This window comes from Collinsella tanakaei YIT 12063 (assembly GCF_000225705.1).
Classification (GTDB): Bacteria; Actinomycetota; Coriobacteriia; order Coriobacteriales; family Coriobacteriaceae; genus Collinsella; species Collinsella tanakaei.
Genome location: NZ_JH126468.1, coordinates 15265 through 37009 on the forward strand (window position 1 = coordinate 15265; position 21745 = coordinate 37009).

Sequence of the window (21745 nt, forward strand, 5' to 3'; positions counted from 1 at the left end):
TTATGTACCTGCAGATTTGATTGCGCATCCAATTGAGATGTCAACCAAAAAGCGCCCCCGGATAATTCCAGGAGCGCTTCTTTTCACAAGATATGCGGGACGAGCAAAGCCTTAGGCCTCTTCTGCCTCCACAGCAGCGGTCTCTTCGGCCTCCGCCTCGGCGCGTGCCTCGCGGCGATCAGCGAAGTTGTTCACGCCCGCGCAGATGCACAGGGCGAGAGCCACGCCGCCGCCGATAATGGCGAGCAGGATGGGCGGGACGCCAACCATGATGAAAGGATCGGTCATCTTCAATCCCCCTTACACAAACAGTCCGCCGGCGATGCCCGCGACGCCCGTGAAGGCAAGCGCCATCAGCGAGGCGGTGATCAGCGTGATGGGAAGGCCGCGAAGCGCATGGGGAACCAAGCGCTCATCGATGCCGTTACGGACAAAGGCGAACAGGACGACGGCCAAGAACAGACCAAAGCCCGCACCAACGGAAGCGCCGAGAGCGGACGAGAAGGTCATGGTATCCGCCATGGCGCCCTGGGAAAGCGGCACGGCCAAAACGGCCGCGTTGCAGGCCAAAATGGTGCAGGCGCGCAGAATGCGGGTACGCTCCTCGGAAGGCTTGCCCGCACCCATGATGGTGCCGCCCACAAAGATGGCGCCGGTACTGGCGAGCACGCAGCCAAGGGGAGCAAGATAGGACACACCCCAAGGCAGCAGGAAGCCCGCGTAAAGCGGCCAGCAGATAACGCCGGCAACCGCTACGGAGATACCCAGAAGACCGCCCATGCGAATGGCATCCTGCGGGCGCTGGGCGAGCAGAATCACGGAGACCATGGCGATGAGCTGCGCGAAGACGATGTTGTTATCGAACGCAGCGGTGAACAGAGCGTTGAGGAATTCCATTAGCGCTCACCCTCCTTAGCAGCTGCGGACTTGGCGCGCACGTCGCAGATGGACTGGACAAAGGTGGCAACCAGGGCCAAGACCAGCAGCGAGCCGGCGGGCTTGCCGAAGATGGACAAGGGAGAAGCGGCGAGCTCGGGCATGGTAAGGCCAAAGACCTCGCCCGTGCTGAGCATGCCGTTGATGAAGCCCACAAAGGTAAGCGTCGCGAAAGCGCACACGGCGGCGAAGGCGGCGGTGCCAAGCGAAGACTTGGAAGCCGGCTGCGCGGAGAAGCCCTCACGGGCGACAAAGGCCACTGCCATGGCGTTTACGCAGGTAAGCGGCAAGTAGATGCCAAGCGCCTCGTGCACGGCGGGCTCGACCACGCGCACGGCAAAGCTCACCAGCACCGAAACCATGGCGCCGGCAAGCAGCGTCACGGGCAGGTAGGAGAACGCGCCGGTAAAGCGACGGGTCACAGGAGCGATCAGCGCCATGGCAAGGATGGCGACGGCGGTCGCGATGCCGATGGCGGCACCGTTGACAACGGAGGTGGCCACAAAGAGGCCCGGCAGGGCTGCGGCAGTAACCACAAAGGTGGGCGTACGGACAAAGTCGGCGATGCGCTCGTCCTGCTCGCGGATGACGTTCTGGTTCAAAGCCATCTTATTTGCCTCCCATCTGCGCATACGCCTCGAAGGCGATGTTGAGGTCGGCGACGACAGCCTTAGTGGTGAAGGTCGCGCCGGAGACGCCGTCGACCTTGGTCTCGCCGCTGCCGGGCTCCTCGACCGTAAGCACGCCGGAAGCGTCCAGGTCGGTAAAGGTGCCGAAGTAGTCCTCGGTCAGGGCGTTGGTACCGATACCATCGGTCTCGTCCTCGGCGACAACCTGGATACCGGCGACCTTGCCGGCAGACGTGATGCCAACCATAACCTCGACGTCGCCGTGGTAGCCCTTGGAGGCGACATCGAAAACGTAATCGCCGGAATCGGTCTTATACACGGAGACAAGCCCCTCGACGGCGGGGGCGGACACCTTCTCAAAGGTGGCATCCGGGAACAGCAGCGCGCGCTGGGCGCCGCCCTTGGATTCATCGAGCTTGGCGTCGGCCTCGGCGAAGGCATCGGTCATGCCCCAATGAACCGCAGCGGTCACGCCGCCGCACACCAGCGTGGCGACCAAAATGAGCGCGAGCGTGTAGAAGGCGCCGTTGCGATGGCGCGAAAGCCAGGAGTTAGACGAGGGCATTCTTCACACCTCCCACCGGACGGGGACGGGTATAGCGATCGATTAGCGGCACGAACATGTTCATGAACAGGATCGAGAAGGCAACGCCTTCGGGAGCGGCGGCGAACAAGCGCACCAAGGAGGTGATGAGGCCGCAACCGATACCGAAGATGATCTTGCCCTTGGGCGTCATCGGGGTGGTGGTGTAGTCGGTCGCCATGAAGAAGGCGCCCAGGGCCAAGCCACCGGAGAGCAGCTGGAAGACCACGTCCTCGCCAGCAAGGCCCATGACGACGGCAACGGTGCCGATGAAGGGCAGGGTCGCCCATGCGTCGACCACCTTGATGGCCAGCAGGAACAGATAACCGGCGAGCAGGGTGATGATGCAGGTCTCGCCCAAGGCGCCGGCGTGGTTGCCCAGCAGCATATCCATGATGCTGTAGGGGTTGGACTCCATCGCCAGCGGAGTGGCGCCGGTGATGGCGTCAAGCGGCTTGCCGGCGACGTCCGGGTAGGAGGACAGGGCGCTGGGCAGCGCGACCATCACGAAGATGCGCGCGGCGACCGCGGGGTTGGCAAAGTTGTTGCCGATGCCGCCGAACATCATCTTGACGACGACGATTGCGAACGCGGTGCCCAGGACGGCAACCCAAAACGGGCAGGTCGCGGGCAGGGTGAAGGCGAACAGCATGGCGGTGACCACGCAGGACATATCGCCCGCCGTGGACTCGCGGTGCATGATGGCGCAGCACAGATGCTCGCTCACCAGGGCGGTGGCGATGCACACCAGCACCAGCAACGGGGCGCCCAGGCCGTAGAGCCAGGTGGCGGCGATCAGCGTGGGCACCAACGCCAGGCAGACGGCGCCCATGATCTTGAACGTGGATGCGCTGCCATGGAAGTGCGGGGAATCCTCAGAGATGAGATTCATACGTTACGCCTCCTTCGCAGGTTGGGTGAGGCGCGCGACCTCGCCGCGATAGACCGCCTTGCCCTCGCGGATCGAGGCGGTGATACGCCTGTGGGCAGGGCAGGTGAACGCGCAGGAGCCGCACTCCATGCAGTTCATGACGGCGAGCTCGTCCAGCTCCACCGCATCATGTCGACGGCTGGCGGGGTCGAGCGCGTAGGGCATGAGGCCCAACGGGCACACGCGCACGCAGCGGCCGCAACGGATGCACGGGGACTCCTCGGGCAGTTCCGCCTCCTTGTCAAGGCAGAGGATCGCGTTGTTCGCCTTCAGGATGGGGCAATCGATATTGGTGATGGTGCGGCCCATCATCGGTCCGCCCATGATGATCTTCTTGGGATCCTTCACCAGGCCGCCCGTAGCCTCGATAACGTCGCGAACGCTCATGCCCAGGGGCACGCGGTAATTGCCGGGGTTGGCGACGCAATCGCCCGCAAGGGTGATGGTGCGGCGAACCAGCGGCACGCCGTAGCGGAAATACTCCTCGACGCGGGAAACCGTGGTGACGTTGAGCACCAGGCAGCCGGCATCGATGGGCAGGCCGCCGGCGGGGACGGCACGGCCGGTCGTGGCCTCGATCAGGACCTTCTCGCCGCCAGCGGGGTACTTGGTGGGAACCATGAGGACCTCGACCAGGTCAGAAACGCCCTTCTCGGCGATCGCCTTGTTGAGGGAATCGACCGCCTCGGGCTTGTTGTCCTCGACGCCGATGACCACGGCGGGGATCTCGAGCGCGCGCGAGATGCGGACCACGCCGTCGATCACGCGCTCGGCGTGCTCGATCATCTGACGGTAGTCGCTAGTGATGTAGGGCTCGCACTCCATGGCGTTAACGACCACAAACTCGAACTTCTTGCCAGCGGGCGCCTGCATCTTGAACCACGTGGGGAACGAGGCGCCGCCCAGACCAACCACTCCGGAGTTGCGGACGCAGGCGATGAACTCGTCCTTGGTGGAGTAGGTGGGGACCTCGAGCGCGGGGTCGTTTTCCATCTTGCCGTCCGAGGTGATCTCGACTACGGGCGCGGTGGCGCCGGTGGGCAGCTTCTCGGTGGCAACGGAGGTGACCGTACCGGAAACACTCGCATGGATGGGGGCGTAAAGGCCCTCGCCCGTTCCGATCAGCGTGCCGATGTAGACGTGGTCTCCAACCTCGACGCACGGGGTGCACGGGGCGCCGATGTGCATGTTCAGCGGGATGCGAACCTTACTTGGGGGCTCGATCCACGTGCAGGGACAATCCCGCGTGTCCTTGCACTGGGGCGGATGGACGCCGCCCAGCGTCTTATGAAGAGAGAACATTACTCCCCTTTCGCTCCTCTTCCTCTTCTGTTCCGCCGCAGCGAGCTGTTGCAGAACAACAAAGTCCAACGTTCTATTCTAGATGCTTTTCTTCATCATTTAAACACGTACCATTATTCGAGAATTAGAATAATGCTCTAAAAGAAAAAGAACTCGCTCGATACAGCCGTACCAAGCGAGTTCTTTGGCGATTATCTTTCTTGATGCGCAGCCTTGCGCTTACTGTTTGCGGACGAGGATTAGCCCAAGTTACCGCCCTGTCCAAAACCGCTGCTGGAGCCGCGGCCCATAAGCTCTTCCAGATACTGGAGGAATTCCTCCTCGGTCATGGAGTTGCCGGAGGCATCGCCCTGCGAGTTGTCCTGCTGGTCGGTCTGCAGGGCCTCATCGGAACCAAGCGTGACCTCAACCTCCCGCTCCTTGGAGTCGCGAACCACGGTGAGGGTCACCTTGTCTCCCACCTCATGTTCGCGCAGGGCGATGATCAAGCCGTCTGCAGAGGTTACCTGTTCGCCATCGATCTTCGTGATGATGTCGTTCTCCTGAATGCCGGCGTCCGCCGCGGGACCGCCATCGCTTACCGCGACCACCAGAGCGCCCTCGGTGGCACCCAGGTTATTGGCGCGAGCACTCAGCGCGTTCACCGAGGTAAGGCTGACGCCAAGGTACGGATGGACGGGGGTCTTGCCGTCGATGATCTGGCTGGCGATGTTGATGGCGTAGTTGACCGGAATTGCAAAGCCAACGCCCGAGCTGGAACCAGAATAGGACTCGATGATGGAGTTGATGCCGATAAGCTCGCCGTTATCATTCACCAGCGCGCCGCCAGAGTTGCCGGGATTGATGGCGGCATCCGTCTGGATCATGTTGGCGTAGATGGAGGTGCCGCTGGTAGAGGGCAGCGCGGTGGAGCGGTACAGGGCGCTCACGATGCCGGTGGAAACGGACTGCTCGTTACCAAAGGGGCTGCCGATAGCCATAACCCATTCGCCCACGGACAGGTCATCGGAGTCGCCGATTTCGATAGGGGTCAGCTTGCTGGAGTCGACGTCCTTAAGGCGGATAACGGCCAGGTCGCTCGAGGAGTCCTCGCCCACCAGCTCCGCCTCGTAGCTCTCGCCGCCCATGGAGACAACCAACTCCGTCGCGCCCTCGATCACGTGGCAGTTGGTGAGGACGTTGCCATCCGTATCAAGCACCACGCCCGAACCCACACCGGAGCCTTCGCTGGTAGTGGTGCTGATAGAAACCACTGAGGGCTGTGCCTTTGCGGCGACAACCTCCGCCAGAGTGGTGTCCTCCGCGTCGATCTCGATGTTTTGCGTAGCAGTGCTGCCCGTCGCCTGAACGTCCGAGTCGGTGATCTTAAAAGCGCCGGACATGACAAGCGCGATTACCAGCACCGCGCCCACAACCAAGCCGCCAAACGACGCCAAAAAGACCGGAGCCTTCTTGGTCTTGGTCTTCACCACGGTGTGCTTTACGGTCTCGGTCGTCGGAGGGACCGCGCCGGGCATAGCGGGGTCCTGCTGCGGAGAGGCCGTATGGGTGGTTGGCTGGGCAGGCGTGGGCTCAACCTCGACACGCGGGGCGGAGCCGTGGAAAAAGGAGTCGCCAACGCCGTCGGGGCGCTGCGGAATCTTGTCATCACTCATGGTTGCTTCCTATCTTCAAACCGTTGGGTCAAGAAGAGTTTTACCCCAATGCGGCGCTCCGTGCGTGGCAGAACGGAGCACATTAAACGTTTCGCAAGCAGGCTTAAGTAATCCCTTAAGTAAATGGTTGCCCACCATTAAGAAAGAGGACGAGGGAAAAGAAAAGGAGGGCCAAAAGACCCTCCTCGATACGGTGCTATGCAGAGCACGGGCGCAACGGGGCGGCACCCGTCAAAACGCTACTCCTTGAACAGGTAGCCCACGCCGCGAACCGTGGTGATATGCGCGGCGATCTGCGGGCCGATCTTGGAGCGAATGCGACGAATGTGCACGTCAACCGTGCGCGTACCGCCGCAATACTCAAAGCCCCATACGCGATGCAACAGCACCTCGCGGCTATAAGCACGGTTGGGGTGCGTGGCCAAGAAAGATAGCAACGAGTACTCCATCAGCGTGAGGTCGACCGGCTCATCGTCCAGATACACCTGATACGTAGCAAGGTTGATGGTCATGCCGTCAACGGTGAGGATATCATCGCCCGCAAACGGGTCCTCCTCGCCCATAAGGCGACGGGCGCGGATCTCGAGCTCAAGCTCCGTAGCGCCAGAACAGATGAAGTCGACGCGTGCGCGGGAGGGAATGCGCAGGCTCGCCAGCGCGTCCTCGTCCGCGATCAGCAGCATGGGAATGCTGCCGCGCCCGTCCAACCACTTGGCGATATGGTCCAGGCGATCGTTGCGCAAGCCGTCCACATCAAGGATCAGCAAATCGAAATCATGGGTGGCGTTGGGCGAATCCGGCGTTGCCGCGTACACCTCTACACCCATGGTAGAGGTCAGGGTCCGGGCAAAGTCATGGAAACGCGTAGTACGCGCCATAAAGAGTACGTTCTTCTCGGACATTCGCACCTCCCTTTTTAGTGACATGATAACAAGAACCGCTGGTAGATATATGCGCTATCAGCAGTCATTTTTATTTTTATGTAAAAAACTTTCACTCGCGGCGCGAACGGGGCGCCGTTTCGAATAAAAGGGGCCGCACCGCATCAAAACGACGCGGCCCATGACGCTATCTTTCTTCTATGAAGAAGCGGCTACGAGTTAGCCAGGTAGTGCTTGATCTCCCACTCGGTGATGGTGGACGAGTACTTCTCCCATTCGCCGCGCTTCTTCTTAAGGAAGAACCCGTGGATGTGCTCGCCCAGCGTCTCGCGCATAAAGTCGGAGTTCTCGAAGTAGTCGAGCGCCTCGGCAAGGCTGCGGGGCAGCGGCTGGATGCCATGGCGGCGCAGCTCGGCGTCGCTCAGGCTGGTGAGCGCGCTGGTCGCCTCCTCCGGCAGGGTGAGGCCGCGCTTGATGCCGTCGAGGCCCGCCGCCAGCGTCACCGCGTTGGTGAGATAGGGATTGGCCATGGGATCGGGCGTGCGCAGCTCGATACGGCTTGACTGGTGCTTGCCCGGCTTATAGATGGGGATACGGATCATCGCGGAGCGGTTGCGCAGACCCCAGCTTGCGCAGGTGGGAACAGAGCCGCCACCGGTGACCAGTCGCTTGTAGGAGTTCACCGTGGGGTTGGTGATCGCGGAGATCTCGTTGGCATGGGCCAAGATACCGGCCATGTAGCTCTTGGCAATGGGCGACAGGTGGTACTCGGGGTCATCCTCGCCCCAAAACACGTTGTTGCCGCTCTTATCGAACAGCGACTGGTGCAGGAACATGGCGCTGGAAGGCTCCTTGGCGATGGGTTTGGGCATGAAGGATGCGTGGATGCCCGCCTCGAAGGCCTCTAGGCGAATAACGTGCTTGGCGGTCATGATGGCATCGGACATGGAAAGCGCCTCTGCATGGCGAAGCGAGATACCGTGCTGCGAGCGACCGGAAGAATGGAAGGTGTACTCCACCGGCACGCTCATCTTCTCGAGCATGAGAACGGTGGAGCGACGCAGGTCGCGCGCGGAATCGGATGGAGTGAGGTCGAAATAGCGAACATCGTCCAGAGGCTCGGGCGTGGACTCGTCCGGGAAGTAGTAGAACTCGAGCTCGGTGCCCACGTTCATGATGTAACCGTCTTTTTCGGCCTTCTTGAACATACGGCGCAGGCACTCGCGCGGATCACCGGCAAACGGCTTGCGGTCCGGCGTGCACACGTCGCAGAAGATGCAGGCGACGCCGTCATGGCTAGGGCGCCAAGGCAGGACCTGGAACGTGGAGGGATCGGGGAACGCGAGCATATCGGACTCGTCGGGCGTGGTAAAGCCCTCGATAGCCGAGCCGTCGAAACCGATGCCCTCCTCGAATGCAACCTCGAGGTCCTCCGGGGCGATTGCGAAGCTCTTAAGCCTACCGAGAACATCGGTAAACCAAAGGCGAACGAAGCGAATATCGCGTTCCTCGACTGTGCGGAGCACGAAGTCGATGTTCTGCTGCAGGTCCATGGGAAGCCCTTTCACGCTTAAATCCCAACATATAGCTTTTTATATTTGCATAGCTATGTTTCCACTGAGTTACCTGTGGTTGCGGCGCCCCCAACATTGATGCTCCCCCTAAACAGTCGACCCCGGCCACCAAATGAATGGAGGCCGGGGCCGTTATCCTTACAATTGCACTGCCGTGAGCGGGGCGCATAATCCCATTCCCAACTGGGGCACCTATCTACAGATGCGCTTTCGTCCTAAATCCCCAGGTAGGACATAATGCCGGTGACAGCGCGGTTAGCGCCGGCCACAGCATGAACCACCGTCGAGGGACCGCTCACCACATCGCCCGCCGCGAAGACGCCGGACATCATGGTCATGCCGCTCTCGTCCACCTCAAGCAGGCCGCGATCATTGGCGACCAGGGCGTCGGTTGTGAGGACCAGCTTGTCCTTTGCCTGCTGGGAGGCGGCGATCACCACGGTATCGCAGCTTACGTGGCCGAGCTCGTCCTCATAGCCAACAACGGCGTCCTCCTCATCGAAGATGGCGGTACGGAACACCGGGCCGTTGTCGTCGATCTCTTGGACCGCCTTGCCGTACACCAGCTCCGCTCCGTCCAACTGGGCGAACTCGACCTTGTCCGAGCTAGCGGAGACATGCTTGGAGCGAGCATAGATGGTGACGTTGCGAGCGCCCTGGCGAAGCGCGGTGCGCGCCACGTCCATGGCAACGTTGCCGGCGCCAATGACCGCGACGCGCTTGCCGCAACTGGGAGCCGGCGCAAACTCATGGCGCTCCAGGTAGGTGGTCGAGATATAGTGCTCGATGTTAGAGAAGCTCTACAATATGAACTCCCATACCAATTCGCTCCTATCAACTATGCCCGCGACATCAAGCGATTCGATGCCGCGGGCATAAGCAAGTCGTATATCGAGACGGACTACAGCGTCACGCCGTCTTTCCAGATCGAGATCTCATGGCAGCCGCGGCGTTCGGCGCTGGTCTGCCTGCCACTCGCCGTCTCGAGCACCAGGTCCCACAGGTCCTCGGCGGCCTCATCGATGGTGCGTTCGCCCGTGGCGACCACGCCGGCGTTGAAGTCCATCCAGTTGGCCTTGTGCTGGCACAGGCGCTCGTTGGTAAAGACCTTGAGCGTGGGTGCCGGGGCGCCAAACGGCGTGCCGCGACCGGTGGAGAACAGGATCACATGGCAGCCCGCCGCGGTGAGCGCGGTGGTGGAGACCATGTCATTACCGGGGCAGCAGAGCATCTGCAGACCGGGCTTGCGCACCGTGTCGCCGTAGCCCAGCACGTCGACGATGGGCGCGTCACCGCCCTTCTGGACGCAGCCGCAGCTCTTGTCCTCGAGCGTGGTGATGCCGCCGTCCTTGTTACCGGGGCTGGGGTTCTCGTACACAACCTCGCCGTGGCTGATGAAGTAATCCTTGAAGCCGTTGAGCATGTCGGCGGCCGCATCGAACACGTCCTGGCCCTCGCAGCGGTCGAGCAGGATCGACTCGGCGCCGAACATCTCGGGCACCTCGGTAAGCACGGAGGTACCGCCGCCGGCGACCGCGATGTCGGAAACGCGGCCGATTACGGGGTTGGCGGTGATGCCGGACAGGCCGTCGGATCCGCCGCACTTGAGGCCGATGGCCAACTCGGAGGCAGAGATGGTCTCGCGCTTGAACGTCTTGGCGTGAGTGGCCAGCTCGGAAAGGATCTTATGGCCCTCTACCAACTCGTCCTCAACGTCCTGACAGGTAAGGAAGCGCACACGCTGCGCGTCGTAGTTGCCCAGCTCCTCAAGTACCTGGTCGTGCGTGCAGTTTTCGCACCCCAGCGAAAGGAAGAGCACGCCGGCGGCGTTCGCATGGCGAGAAAGCGCTACCAGCAGCTTGCGGGTCTGCGCATGGTCGGCACCCGTCTGCGAGCAGCCAAAGGGATGCGGGAAGTAGTACACGCCCTCAAGACTGTCCCCCACCAAGTCCTGAGCCTGTTCGCACATGGCGCGGGCGACCTCGTTCACGCAGCCGACCGTAGGGATGATCCACAGCTCGTTGCGCGTGGCGGCGCGGCCGTCGGCACGGCGGAAGCCCTGGAAGGTCTTGGGCTCGATAGCCCGGAGCACCGGGCGCGACGGATGGTACTCGTAATCGACCTCGCCAGAAAGGTTGGTCTTGACATTATGCGTATGTAGCCAGCTACCTGCTTGGACATCGCAGGTCACATGGCCGATGGGCAAACCGTACTTGATTACGTTGTCACCGGCGGCGATCGAGCGAACGGCCATCTTGTGACCCTGGGGAATATCCTCGGTCGCCGTGACCTCGCCTGCGCCCGGAACCGAGACCACGGTACCGGCGGCAAGGGGCTCGAGCGCCACGATCACGTTATCGGCCGGATTGATCTGGATGGTCTTCACGTGTGGCTCCTCCGATCATGAGAAAAACCGCAGGCGGGTACTGCCCCGCCCGCGGCATGCAAGGTTTACAGAGCTGCAGCGTACGCGGCGGCGGCACCCTGGGTGCGAACAATCGCCAGCGCGCTGGTTACAAAGTCGAGAAGACCGGGGACCTGCGTGAGGTCCTGACCCCACATCTGCTCGTTGGAGAGCACGGCGGCAACCAAGTCGGCGTCGGCATCATCCGCATGGGCGGCGTAGAAATCGAGGACAAAGGCGTCATCCCGTGCAACGTAAGCCGTGCCGTCGGCACGACGCAGGTGCAGGCCATCGTCCGCGCGACCCTCCAGGCCGGTGGAGTAAAACGCGATCAAGGTCGCCAGACTGGTAGCCAGGCACGCGGGCAGCTCGTCCTTCTGCTCAACGTAGTCCAGCAACGTGGGCAGGTCGCGGGCGCGCCACTTAGCGGTCGAGTTCAAGCAGATGGAGAGCAGCTGATGGTCGATAAACGGATTATCGAAGCGGTTCTCGACTGCCGCGGCGAACGCGCGCAGGTCTTCCTCGTCCAACTCACCGGACAGGGTGGGGATAACCTCATGGTCAAGCATCTTGTTCATGAAACCGCGCACAACCTCGTCATGCATGCAGTCGCGAACAATGTCGAAGCCGGCAAGCCAGGCACCCGGAACAAAGCAGGTGTGGGCTCCGTTCAAGATGCGGACCTTGCGCTTCTTGTAAGGGGTCACATCCGGGGTGACAAAGACGCCCGGCAGCTCCGCCTGGATGAACGGCAGCTTGGCAGCCAGCGCCTCATCGCCCTGGATGCCCCACATCTGGAAGGGCTCGCGAACCGTGAGGAAGGGGTCCTCGTAGCCAAGGCGCTCGGCCACGGCAGCCGCCTCGGAGGCCTCGCGGATGCGGCCGGGGACGATGGTGTCAACAAGGGTGGTGCAGAAGGTGCACTCATCATCGAGCCAGGCGCCAAACGCGTCCTCCAGACCCCAGTCGGAGACATGCTGGTGGACAATGCGCAGCAGCTCGGCGCCGTTGTGGTCGATAAGCTCGCAGGAAAGGACGATCACGCCGGACTTGTTCGCCTTCCAGCGCGCATAGAGCACCTGCGTCAGCTTAGCCGGGAAGCTCGCCGGGGGCTCATCGTCCAGCTTGCAAGAAGCGTCGTAGGCGATGCCGGCCTCGGTGGTGTTGGAGACGATGATCTCCAGGTCGTCGGAGACGGCAACGCCCATGAACGCCTTATAGTCCTCCGCGCGGTACGGGTTAAGGCAGCGGCTGCAGCTTGAGATCAGGCGAGCCTCGTCCACCTGCTGACCGTTCTCACGGCCGCGCATAAGCACGGTGTACAGCCCATCCTGGGCGTTGATGCCATCTGCGAAGCCAAACGCTCCATTGATGGGCTGCACCATGCAGATGCGACCGTTCCATCCGGTCGCCTCATTTGCCAAGTCGAAGAAGCGGTCGACGAAAGCGCGGAGGAAGTTGCCCTCGCCAAATTGGAGAACCTTCTCAGGCGCGTCGGCGGGCACCACGTAGCTGGTATTACCGGTCTCCGCCAGCGTCGTACGATTCAAGGTCTTCATTTACTTCTCCTCTGCAAGATCAAAGCCAAAATAACGGACAGCGTTGTTGTAGGAAATATCGCGGACCAAGCTGCCCAGCAGCTCCATATCGCGCGGGAACTTGCCGGCCTCGACCCACTCGCCAAGCAGGCCGCACATCACGCGACGGAAATACTCGTGACGCGGGTAGGACAGGAAGCTGCGGGAATCGGTCAGCATGCCGACGAAGTTGCCGAACACGCCGTTGTTGGCAAGGGAGGTCATCTGATCGCGCATGCCCACTTCGCTGTCGTTGAACCACCAGGCGGAGCCGTTCTGGAGCTTGCCGGCGACGGGAGCCTCCTGGAAGCACGCCATCACGGTGTCGATCATGGTGTTGTCGACCGGGTTCAGGCTGTACAGGATGGTCTTGGGCAGGCCGCTGTTCTCCTGGATGGAGTTGAGGAAATCTGCCAGCTGGTCGGCGGGGGTGTAGTTGGAGATGCTATCGTAGCCGGTATCCGGGCCAAGCTTGGCGAACATGGCGCGGTTGTTGTCTCGCTTGCAGCCAAAGTGCAGCTGCATGGCCCAACCCAGACGCACGTACTCGCTGGCGACAAACTGCATAAAGGCGGTCTTGTATGCCAGGACCTCGTGCTCATCAAGAGCGTCGCCGGCAAGCGCCTTAGCGAAGATGTGCTCGATCTCATCCTCGGGCGCGGGCACGTACATCACGTAGTCCAGCGCGTGGTCGGAGGCGCGACAACCAAGCTCATGGGCGACGTCGTAGCGCAGGGAGATGGCGCGCTTGAGGTCTGCGAACGAGGAGATAGAGACGTGGGCCACGTCTGCCAGACGGCCCAGGTAGCTCACGAACTCGCGGCCGCGTTCGATACGAAGCGCCGCATCCGGGCGCATGGCGGGAACAACCCGCACGTCGAAGGTGGGGTCGGCAGCGATCTTCTTGTGCCACTCAAAGCTATCTGCCGGGTCGTCGGTGGTGCAGATCATGCGGACATTAGAGCGGCGAACCAGCTCGCGGCAGGAGAAATCGTCCTGGGCAAGCTTGGCGTTGGCCAAATCCCAAACCTCCTGGGCGGTCTGGGAGTTGAGCACGCCCTCGTAGCCAAAGAAACGCTTGAGCTCCAGGTGGCTCCACTCAAAAACGGGGTTGCCAACGCAACGCTCCAGGGTTTCCGCCCACTTCTGGAACTTCTCGCGAGCCGGGGCGTCGCCGGTGATAAAGCGCTCGTCCACACCGTTTGCGCGCATAAGGCGCCACTTGTAATGGTCGCCGCCCAGCCAAACCTCGGTGATGGATTCAAAACGCTTGTCCTCGTAAATCTCCTTGGGGGAAATATGGCAGTGATAGTCGACAATGGGCATGTGCTCCGCATAGGTGTGGAACAGCTCCTCACCCGTCTGCGTGCTCAGAAGAAAATCCTGATCATCCATAAAAGCCTTCATGTGCATCCTCTCGACTTCGCAAACATGCTCGATGCCTGCGACCCCCGGGCGAGAAAAGCTGTCGCTCGCCTTTGTACAAGGTGAACGTTACCCTAAAAGAAAGGTAAATGCACTAGCTAAGGTGAACGTTCACTTTACCTATACAGACGAACGGTTCGTTTTCATCGGCGAACGGTTCTTCGCTCGATGGGGTCCGATGGGATTAAACCAGGGAGCACGTTGCTGGGACCGCCGCCAAACGCGCCTGTCGCGGGCTTTCAAAATCCCACGCTCATCTGGCGCTGCACCGATCTCCCGTCTGGCTGCACCGCTGTTTTTCAGCTTCAGATGGACTTGGGGCTCTGCTGAAAAAGGCCTTCGTTTACACCCTCTTGCTATTTTTAGGCTTCAGTTGGAGTAGCCTCTGCTGAAATCAGCCTTCAGTTGGACTTGGCATAGAACCCGATGGAGACCTAATTGGAGAAACCCATGGTAGATAGACCAGCAGAATCGAAGACTCGATTTCGCGAGTCCAACTGAACCGCATTTTTAGCAACGAGGGTAACACGGAGGTCGATTTCAGCAGATCCCCAAGTCCAACTGGAGGCCGACTTCAGCAGCGCGTGTATTTTGCTGCCCGGAGTGTCCAGCCTGCAGGCATGTCGCCGCCGCTCGTGATGTGCGGTAATAGAAAGGGCGCCGCAAATAGCGACGCCCCTGGTATAGATGGGCCATGGGCCGTAATCTATGCGCGCATAAAGTGAGCCCTAAACGCTTGTCTATCCCGTGACCTCAACGTGCGCCGCAGTTGCGTAGCGGTCGAGGTTGCTCCTAAACACCAGCTCTACCATACCGCGCTCCACGTCGCTTTGCGGGCGCTCGCCCAACAAAACAAAATCAAGCAGCCTCTTGAGGGCGGTCTGCGCCATGCCAAAGGGATCCTTGTAAACCAGGTTGTTCACAATGCCGCGACGCAGCGCCAAAACGCTCTCGGGGAACAAATCGTTGCCAATTGCCAGGACCTCGCCCGCCATGCCAAGTTCCACCAACGTGTCCGCAAGCACTTCCGATCCCACGGCAAACACGCTGCAGACCATGTCTGGCCTCGCGGTATTCAACACACGGGAAAGCTCCTCATGAAGACGATCCTCCTGCTGGTGAGCTCCGCACAGATCATCCACCCTCACCTGGGCGCGCTGGGTGCGCAGGTATTCATGGAACGCGCGGGCGACCACCGCATGCGATTCGGATTGAGGGTCTCCCGCAAGCAGCAAGATTCGCGCGTCCTGTTTGCCGCGCAGCAAATTGATGGCCTGCTCGGCCATAAGACTACCGGCCATAGCGTAATCGGACACCACGGCGGCGATGCGCTTGGTCTGAGGCTTATCGCCATCCAGCAGCACCACCGCCGTGCCCGCCTCCGCTATCTTCTCCAAAAGCACCGTTCCCTCAGGACGGATGGGAGCAAGCGTCAGCAAACCATCGATTCGCTCGCCGGCATCGATTCGGTCCAATATACCTGCAAGGGCAACGGGATACTGGCCAAAGGCGTACTCGATGTTCTCAAACGCAGCACCCACGTCCGGCGCGTCCTCAATATAGGAACGGCAGCCTTCCCACAGGTAGGCATAGTAGTAACGTCCGCTATTTGCCGGACTGGGCAGGCAGATCACAATCTTGGCGTCCTTGCGACGAAGGCTGGATGCATTGGCGTTGCGACGGTACCCCATCTCATCCGCCAGGCTCATGATGTGAGCGCGGACCTCGTCCGACACGCCGGGCTTGCCCGTCAACGCTTTATGCACCGTGTTGACCGACACGTCCATGCGCGCCGCGATATCCTTCATGGTCACTCGCGCCATGATCCACCAGCCTTACACCTCGCCGTCCCAATTAGGGAACGTTCACTTACAGTAACCTACCTTACCACGGACGAGGAATCTGTGCGGGGCATCCGCCATGACCAATCTTGGACATCAGATCAGCATGCCGGCCGATTGGTTGAACGATGCGGGTGCGGGCAGACCGAAAGCCAACCGTTCAAGTTTCGGCCGCCCCGCGGCCAGCCCGCTGTTGACTGCATTCCAGTCACATGTCGCGCTCGAAACTATTTCACGCCGCGTGAGAGCTCCTTCTCCACGGCATCCACGCCCTTTACAGCGGGACAACAGCTTTTCTGCTTAGAGCTGCAGTGCCCCGAGCACGAGCCGGAGGACGAGCAGTCTCCACACGTGCCCTTGCGTTTGGCGCGCACCAACACGGCGACAAACGCCGCGCCGATTGCAACCAGCAAGATGATATCGATAGGACTCATGGTTCCTCCTTTGTTTACTATGACTAACTTTAGCGCATATGCAGGGCAACACGGCCGCTCCTTGTCCACGCAACACAAAAACGCCGCGCCCCGCATAGCACAGGGGGACACGGCGTTAAAAACGGCAACGGGGATTTGGGACAAGCCTAGAGCGGCGCGGCGCTATGCAGAGGCACCCGCCGGGGTAAGGCGCTCCGCCGCGTCATCGTCCCACGCACCGCGGGGCATGGGGCGGAACAGCTGGAACAGGATGGCCAGCGCAAAGAGCACGGCGATTACGGTCCAGATGCTGAAGACCCCCTGGGCGGCAAGGTAGAACTGGTTGATCATGAGGCCCACGACCCAGGCGAAACCGCACTCGTAGCCCAGTGCGACGGCGGTCCACTTGGCAGAGTTCATCTGGGCGCGAATGGTGCCCATGGCAGCAAAGCACGGGGCGCACAGCAGGTTGAAGGCGCCGAAGGCGGCGATGGCGCCGGCGCTGGGGAAGAGCGCGGCGAACGCGGCCCACAGGCTGGGGTCGGTCTCGGTAGCATCTGCCAGATGCAAAAGCGACGCCGCGGTGGCCATGACGTTCTCCTTGGCTACCAAGCCCGTGATGGACATGGCCGTTGCCTGCCAAGAATCGAAGCCAAGCGGCGCGAAGACCCACGCGAGCAGGCCGGCGAGAGACGCCAGCAGAGAGTAGTCGGTGAACTCCTCCGGAATGCCCTCCATGGCGGGCAAGTAACCAAAGACGCCGTTGAACAGGCCGAAGTTAGACAAGAACCACACCACGATGGTGGAGGCGAAGATGATGGTGAAGGCCTTCTTGACGTAGGCGCTCACACGCTCCCACACATGCAGCGCCCAGCTGCGAGCACTCGGCATGTGATAGCTTGGCAGCTCCATGACAAAGGGCGTGGGACGACCCGCGAAGAGCTTGGTCTTCTTGAGCATGATGCCGGAGACGATGACGGCGATGACGCCCAGGAAGTAGAAGAGCGGCGCGATCCACGTGGACTCTGCGTCGCCGATGAGCGCGCCCATGACAAGCGCGATGACGGGCAGCTTGGCGCCGCAGGGGATGAACGTTGTGGTCATGACCGTCATGCGGCGGTCCTTCTCGTTCTCGATGGTCTTGGTGGCAAGCACGCCCGGCACGCCGCAGCCGGTGGACACCAGCATGGGGATAAAGGACTTACCGGACAGGCCGAAGCGACGGAAGATACGGTCCATAACAAAAGCGACGCGGGCCATGTAGCCGCAATCCTCAAGGAAGGAGAGCAGGACAAAGAGGACGAGCATCTGCGGGATGAAGCCCAGAACCGCGCCCACGCCGGCAACGATGCCGTCGCAGACCAGGGAGATCACCATATCGCTGGCGCCCGCGGCGGAAAGCCAGCCCTCGAACAGCGCGGGGACGCTGGGCATGGCGGCACCGAAGAAGTCCCAGCCGTCGCCGAAGAGGTTGTCATTCACCCAGTCTGTCATAGAGGTGCCGAACGTAGAGATGGCCAGGTAGTACACGCCAAACATGATGGCCGCAAAGATAGGTAGGCCCAGCCAGCGATTGGTGACGATGCGGTCTATCTTCTCCGAGGTGCTCATCTTGGCGGGAGCGCGATGCAGGCACTCGTCGATGATATGGGCGACGACGGCATAGCGCTCGCCGGTGATGATGGACTCCGCGTCATCGTCGCAGTCGGCTTCGCACTGGACGATAAGGGCTTCGATCTTCTGCGCAGCAGCGCCCGTCAACTTGATTGCGGATGCGGCATCCGAGTCGCGTTCGAACATCTTGACGGCATAATAGCGGCGGCGATTTGCAGCAACGGATGCGGGCAGCTGCGATTCGATATGCTGCAGCACGTCTTCGATTGCGGAATCAAACGCATGGCGCTGGCCAGAGCCCTTGGTAGCAGCGGTGGTTTTTGCCTTATCGATAAGGGCGTCGACACCGTTATTCTTCAAAGCGGAGATCATGACGACCGGGCAGCCCAACGCCTTCTCCAAACGGGCGACGTCGATGTCGTCACCGTTCTTTTTCACGAGGTCGGCCATGTTGAGAGCGACCACCACGGGCAGACCCGTCTCGATAACCTGGAGCGCCAGGTACAGGTTGCGCTCCAAATTGGTGGCGTCAACTACCTGCACCACAACATCCGCCTCGCCGCTCATAAGGTAGTCGCGCGACACCTGCTCTTCCGGGCTATACGGAGACAACGAGTAGATACCCGGGAGGTCCGTGATGATAACGCTTTTATCAACGGACAGGGGCGCCTGCTTTTTCTCGACCGTAACGCCCGGCCAATTGCCCACGTAGCCGTTTTGGCCCGTAATCAAATTGAACAGCGTGGTTTTACCGCAGTTGGGATTACCCGCCAACGCTATATGAATCTGGGATTCAGCCATCATTCCTTCTTTCACATCAAGGCTTTGAGATTCAAGCAATTCCTGAGTTGGCCATTGTTGTTAGATTTGGCTAACTCTACCTGTAAAAAGAAACGCTTCAGGCCTACTCGACCTCTACGATCGCCGCTTCTTCCTTGCGGATAGACAGCTCGTAGCCGCGCACGGTAATCTGCACGGGATCGCCCAGCGGAGCGACCTTCACCACCTTAAACGCGGTGCCCTTGATAAGCCCCATGTCCATAAGGTGGCGGCGCAGCGCGCCCGTTCCGTGCAGCTTGACGATGACGGAGCTATCCCCTACCGCCACATCTCCCAATGTCTTCATGCTTCCCCCTCTCGGTTCGACCTGCATCGCCCAACACGGTCGGCAACCGTCCTTAAGCGACCATTACGTTCTTGGCCACTTTGGCATCCAAGCCAAAGCGAGCACCTTTGACGAGAACGATGATGTTACCCCCGCCCGATGTGACCACGTGCACCTGCGAGCCCTCGACAAACCCGAGCGTCTCCAAGTGGCGCTTGACGTCCGCCGCGCCCTTCACGCGCGAAACCGTCACCGTGTCACCAGCGTGCACCATCGAAAGCGGCATCGCCGGCATCTGCGGACCCTGAGGCATCCTCAACCACCGTCTCTCCTCGTCCCAACACATCGCATAGCCGCTTTGCCGCGCTTTCGCTTTCACACCGCTTCGCACTTTTGCGCGCCGTGACGACGAGCACGGTGCAAACGCAGGAAAACTTCCCTTTCGCTACAGCAGCAATGGTGCCCCGCTCAAGGGAAGTTAGCCATGGCTATGTTTACCTTGATAAACTACCACCACTGAATTGAATTGAAAACCCAGAAAGACGATTTACCTGAAAAATATAATTGTTCGCTCATTATCACATTGATTCATCAAGCGGGAACACGGGGGCGAATGCATAATAAAGGGCGGACGCGACACCCCATCGCATCCGCCCTTCCCGAGCAAGCCGTCTCAAGCCGTGCGGCACCTAGATAAGGCTCCGGTACATCGCACGCATATCCCCCTGGGATACCGGTTTGATGGTATTTGCCGGGCTTCCGCTGGCCTCCGCATCCGCCGCCATCTTATCGATAGCCGCGGTAAAAGCATCGGAATCAACACCGAACTCGACAAGCGTTGGAATCTTGATCCTGGTCAGAAGATCATCAATCCCCTCCATAAGGCCACGCGCGGCAGCGGCGTCATCATCGGAAGCGGACAGCCCGCAGGCCCTGGCGACCTCCGCAAAGCGGTCATAAGCGCCGTCCAGGGCAAAGTCGAAGCAGACCTTCATCAGCATGGCGTTCGAAAGACCGTGGGGAACATGGAACACGGCGCCGATGGGGCGACTCATACCGTGAATGAGCGTGACGCTAGCGTTGTTGAACGCTACGCCCGCCTCAGTGGCAGCAAGCGACATCTGGGTCCTGGCCTCGATATTGTCGGGCTCCTCCACACAGACGTCGAGGTTGGCGAAAATCCTCTTAGCGGCCGAAAGGGCGAAGACCTGCGACAGAGGCTGCGCCTTACGAGAGGTGTACGCCTCGATAGCATGGCAAAGAGCGTCCACGCCGGTCGCAGCGGTCACGCTGGCGGGCGCCGTCAACGTAAATACCGGATCGACGATAGCCAGCGCAGGAATCAGCGGAGCTCCGGAGATGAGCATCTTAACGTCGTTTTCGGTATCGGTGATAATGGTGAACTGCGTAGCCTCGGACCCCGTTCCCGCAGTTGTGGGAATGGCGACCATGGGGCAGACGGGACCGCAGTAAGGCCTGCCCATGAAGGCGGCGATTTTTTCCCCGCTTGCGGCGCACATGGCGATTGCCTTCATGGTGTCGATGGGACTACCTCCTCCCAGGGCAACCATAAAGTCGCAACCGTCATCTTTGAATCGGCGTACGCCCTCCTCGACCATCTTGTCAACGGGCTCGGAGTTGATGCCATCGTACACGCTGAACCCTATGCCCTCGCCCTCAAGCGCCTGCGTGAGGCGAGCCAGGTTTCCCAGCTTCACCATCATCGCGTCGGTTACAATCAGGGCCTTCTCTCCCATCTGCGCCATAGACGGGGCAGCCTGGCCAAGCGCCCCCTCTCCGTAGACAATCTTGCCCGGCATCAAAAAAGAGCGTGCCTCGATAGAAGCCATATCAATCTCTCCTTGTCTTGGCCTTTTGGCCAGTCACATTAGCAATGCTTCGCGAACGACCGGCGCACTCGCGGTCTCAACAGCTACAAGTTCCCTCTCGAGAGCATGTCCTCGAGCGTTTGAGGCCGGTCGAAGGTATACGGGTCGTTACCGCACCTGTTCCCCCGCGCGTCAAGCCCATCCAGCGCGGCGATGTCATCAACACCGAGCTCGAAACCCAACACATCCAGGTTTGCCCGCATGCGGTCGACGTGAGTAGACTTGGGAATAAAGACATGGCCTTTTTGGAGGTGCCATCTCAGAACGACCTGTGCAGGGGTCACGCCAAGCCGCTCGGCAGCGTGAACCACCGGAGCCGAGGCTATATCCCCGCCGTGGCCCAGCGGCGAGTACGCTTCGATCGCAATGCCCTTCGAAACGCATAATTCCTCTAGGTCAGGTTGCCAGTAACCGGGATGCGATTCGATCTGGTTGATGCAGGGCAGCTGACCGGTCTCGAGCTCGATTCGCTCGAGATGCTCCCGCATAAAGTTGCTCACGCCGATCGCCCGAACCGCACCTTGATCACGAAGCTCGATGAGCGCGCGCCAGGCATCGACATAGCGATCTTGCGAAGGCGCCGGCCAGTGGATGAGGTAGAGGTCCACGATATCGACACCCAACTTAGCTCGAGACTCCTCGAAGGCGCGCATCGCGGATTCGTAGCCTTGGTCCGCGTTTCGCAGTTTGGTTGTAACGAATACCTCGTCCTCCTTGCCAAGCGCCTTTAGCGCGGCACCAACGCCCTCCTCGTTGTTATAGGCCGCCGCGGTATCGACATGACGGTATCCAAGAGTCAAAGCCTCCTCGACCGCGCGCTGCGTGTCGCAAGCGGGAATCTTAAACGTGCCGAATCCTATTTGGGGAATATCGACCCCACCCGCAAGCCTTAGCGACGGCACGGATTCATCGAATCTCTTTTCCATAAAGCGCTCCTCTCCTCATGCTCAGCCGTCCGCGGCAACGGACGGACATCAATGGGCCCA

The 21745-nt window shown here is 60.7% G+C and carries 20 protein-coding genes; all 20 read right to left on the reverse strand.

Features of this window, described 5'->3' with window-relative positions:
- Positions 1–111: 111 nt before the first annotated feature.
- The gene (locus HMPREF9452_RS11745) at positions 112–288 is read right to left on the reverse strand and encodes a hypothetical protein (protein ID WP_009140707.1); all 177 of its coding nucleotides are present in this window, start codon (positions 286–288) and stop codon (positions 112–114) included.
- A gap of 12 nt (positions 289–300) precedes the next feature.
- Positions 301–897: an Rnf-Nqr domain containing protein gene (locus HMPREF9452_RS03395; RefSeq protein ID WP_009140708.1), complete on the reverse strand. Its 597-nt coding sequence runs from the start codon at positions 895–897 to the stop codon at positions 301–303.
- Entirely contained in the window at positions 897–1544 is a 648-nt protein-coding gene (locus HMPREF9452_RS03400) for an Rnf-Nqr domain containing protein (protein WP_009140709.1), read from the reverse strand. Before HMPREF9452_RS03400 ends, HMPREF9452_RS03395 begins: the two co-directional genes overlap by 1 nt.
- A gap of 1 nt (position 1545) precedes the next feature.
- The gene (locus HMPREF9452_RS03405; RefSeq protein ID WP_009140710.1) at positions 1546–2130 is read right to left on the reverse strand and encodes an FMN-binding protein; all 585 of its coding nucleotides are present in this window, start codon (positions 2128–2130) and stop codon (positions 1546–1548) included.
- Complete coding sequence (locus tag HMPREF9452_RS03410) at positions 2117–3040, reverse strand: RnfABCDGE type electron transport complex subunit D (RefSeq protein WP_009140711.1); 924 nt, start codon at positions 3038–3040, stop codon at positions 2117–2119. The genes HMPREF9452_RS03405 and HMPREF9452_RS03410 overlap by 14 nt, the downstream gene beginning before the upstream one ends.
- Positions 3041–3043: 3 nt before the next feature.
- On the reverse strand, positions 3044–4381 hold the full coding sequence (rsxC, locus tag HMPREF9452_RS03415; protein ID WP_009140712.1) for an electron transport complex subunit RsxC: 1338 nt from the start codon (positions 4379–4381) through the stop codon (positions 3044–3046).
- A gap of 239 nt (positions 4382–4620) precedes the next feature.
- Positions 4621–6036, reverse strand: coding sequence for a S1C family serine protease (locus HMPREF9452_RS03420; RefSeq protein ID WP_009140713.1), 1416 nt, complete (start codon positions 6034–6036; stop codon positions 4621–4623).
- A 239-nt stretch (positions 6037–6275) separates the two neighbouring features.
- Positions 6276–6938 carry a response regulator transcription factor gene (locus HMPREF9452_RS03425; protein WP_009140714.1) on the reverse strand — a complete coding sequence of 221 codons (663 nt, stop codon included), beginning with the start codon at positions 6936–6938 and terminating at the stop codon, positions 6276–6278.
- 191 nt (positions 6939–7129) lie between these two features.
- Positions 7130–8470 carry a glutamine synthetase family protein gene (locus HMPREF9452_RS03430; RefSeq protein ID WP_009140715.1) on the reverse strand — a complete coding sequence of 447 codons (1341 nt, stop codon included), beginning with the start codon at positions 8468–8470 and terminating at the stop codon, positions 7130–7132.
- 236 nt (positions 8471–8706) lie between these two features.
- A complete protein-coding gene (locus HMPREF9452_RS03435; RefSeq protein WP_083821729.1) occupies positions 8707–9279 on the reverse strand; it encodes an FAD-dependent oxidoreductase in 573 nt (190 codons plus the stop codon).
- A 113-nt stretch (positions 9280–9392) separates the two neighbouring features.
- Positions 9393–10877, reverse strand: coding sequence for a UxaA family hydrolase (locus HMPREF9452_RS03440; protein WP_009140717.1), 1485 nt, complete (start codon positions 10875–10877; stop codon positions 9393–9395).
- Between the two features lie 65 nt (positions 10878–10942).
- Entirely contained in the window at positions 10943–12454 is a 1512-nt protein-coding gene (locus HMPREF9452_RS03445; RefSeq protein ID WP_009140718.1) for a tagaturonate reductase, read from the reverse strand.
- On the reverse strand, positions 12455–13879 hold the full coding sequence (gene uxaC, locus HMPREF9452_RS03450) for a glucuronate isomerase (protein WP_009140719.1): 1425 nt from the start codon (positions 13877–13879) through the stop codon (positions 12455–12457).
- A 758-nt stretch (positions 13880–14637) separates the two neighbouring features.
- Positions 14638–15720 carry a substrate-binding domain-containing protein gene (locus HMPREF9452_RS03455; protein ID WP_009140720.1) on the reverse strand — a complete coding sequence of 361 codons (1083 nt, stop codon included), beginning with the start codon at positions 15718–15720 and terminating at the stop codon, positions 14638–14640.
- Between the two features lie 245 nt (positions 15721–15965).
- Positions 15966–16172, reverse strand: a complete 207-nt coding sequence (locus HMPREF9452_RS03460) for a hypothetical protein (protein ID WP_009140721.1) — start codon at positions 16170–16172, stop codon at positions 15966–15968.
- Between the two features lie 162 nt (positions 16173–16334).
- Positions 16335–18566, reverse strand: coding sequence for a ferrous iron transport protein B (feoB, locus tag HMPREF9452_RS03465; RefSeq protein WP_009140722.1), 2232 nt, complete (start codon positions 18564–18566; stop codon positions 16335–16337).
- Positions 18567–18669: 103 nt separating this feature from the next.
- Entirely contained in the window at positions 18670–18891 is a 222-nt protein-coding gene (locus HMPREF9452_RS03470) for a FeoA family protein (protein ID WP_009140723.1), read from the reverse strand.
- Between the two features lie 52 nt (positions 18892–18943).
- Positions 18944–19183 carry a FeoA family protein gene (locus HMPREF9452_RS03475; protein WP_040362305.1) on the reverse strand — a complete coding sequence of 80 codons (240 nt, stop codon included), beginning with the start codon at positions 19181–19183 and terminating at the stop codon, positions 18944–18946.
- Between the two features lie 376 nt (positions 19184–19559).
- Positions 19560–20720 (reverse strand): iron-containing alcohol dehydrogenase, encoded by a 1161-nt coding sequence (locus HMPREF9452_RS03480; protein ID WP_009140725.1) that lies wholly within the window; start codon positions 20718–20720, stop codon positions 19560–19562.
- 83 nt (positions 20721–20803) lie between these two features.
- Positions 20804–21685 carry an aldo/keto reductase gene (locus tag HMPREF9452_RS03485; RefSeq protein ID WP_009140726.1) on the reverse strand — a complete coding sequence of 294 codons (882 nt, stop codon included), beginning with the start codon at positions 21683–21685 and terminating at the stop codon, positions 20804–20806.
- Positions 21686–21745 lie beyond the last annotated feature (60 nt).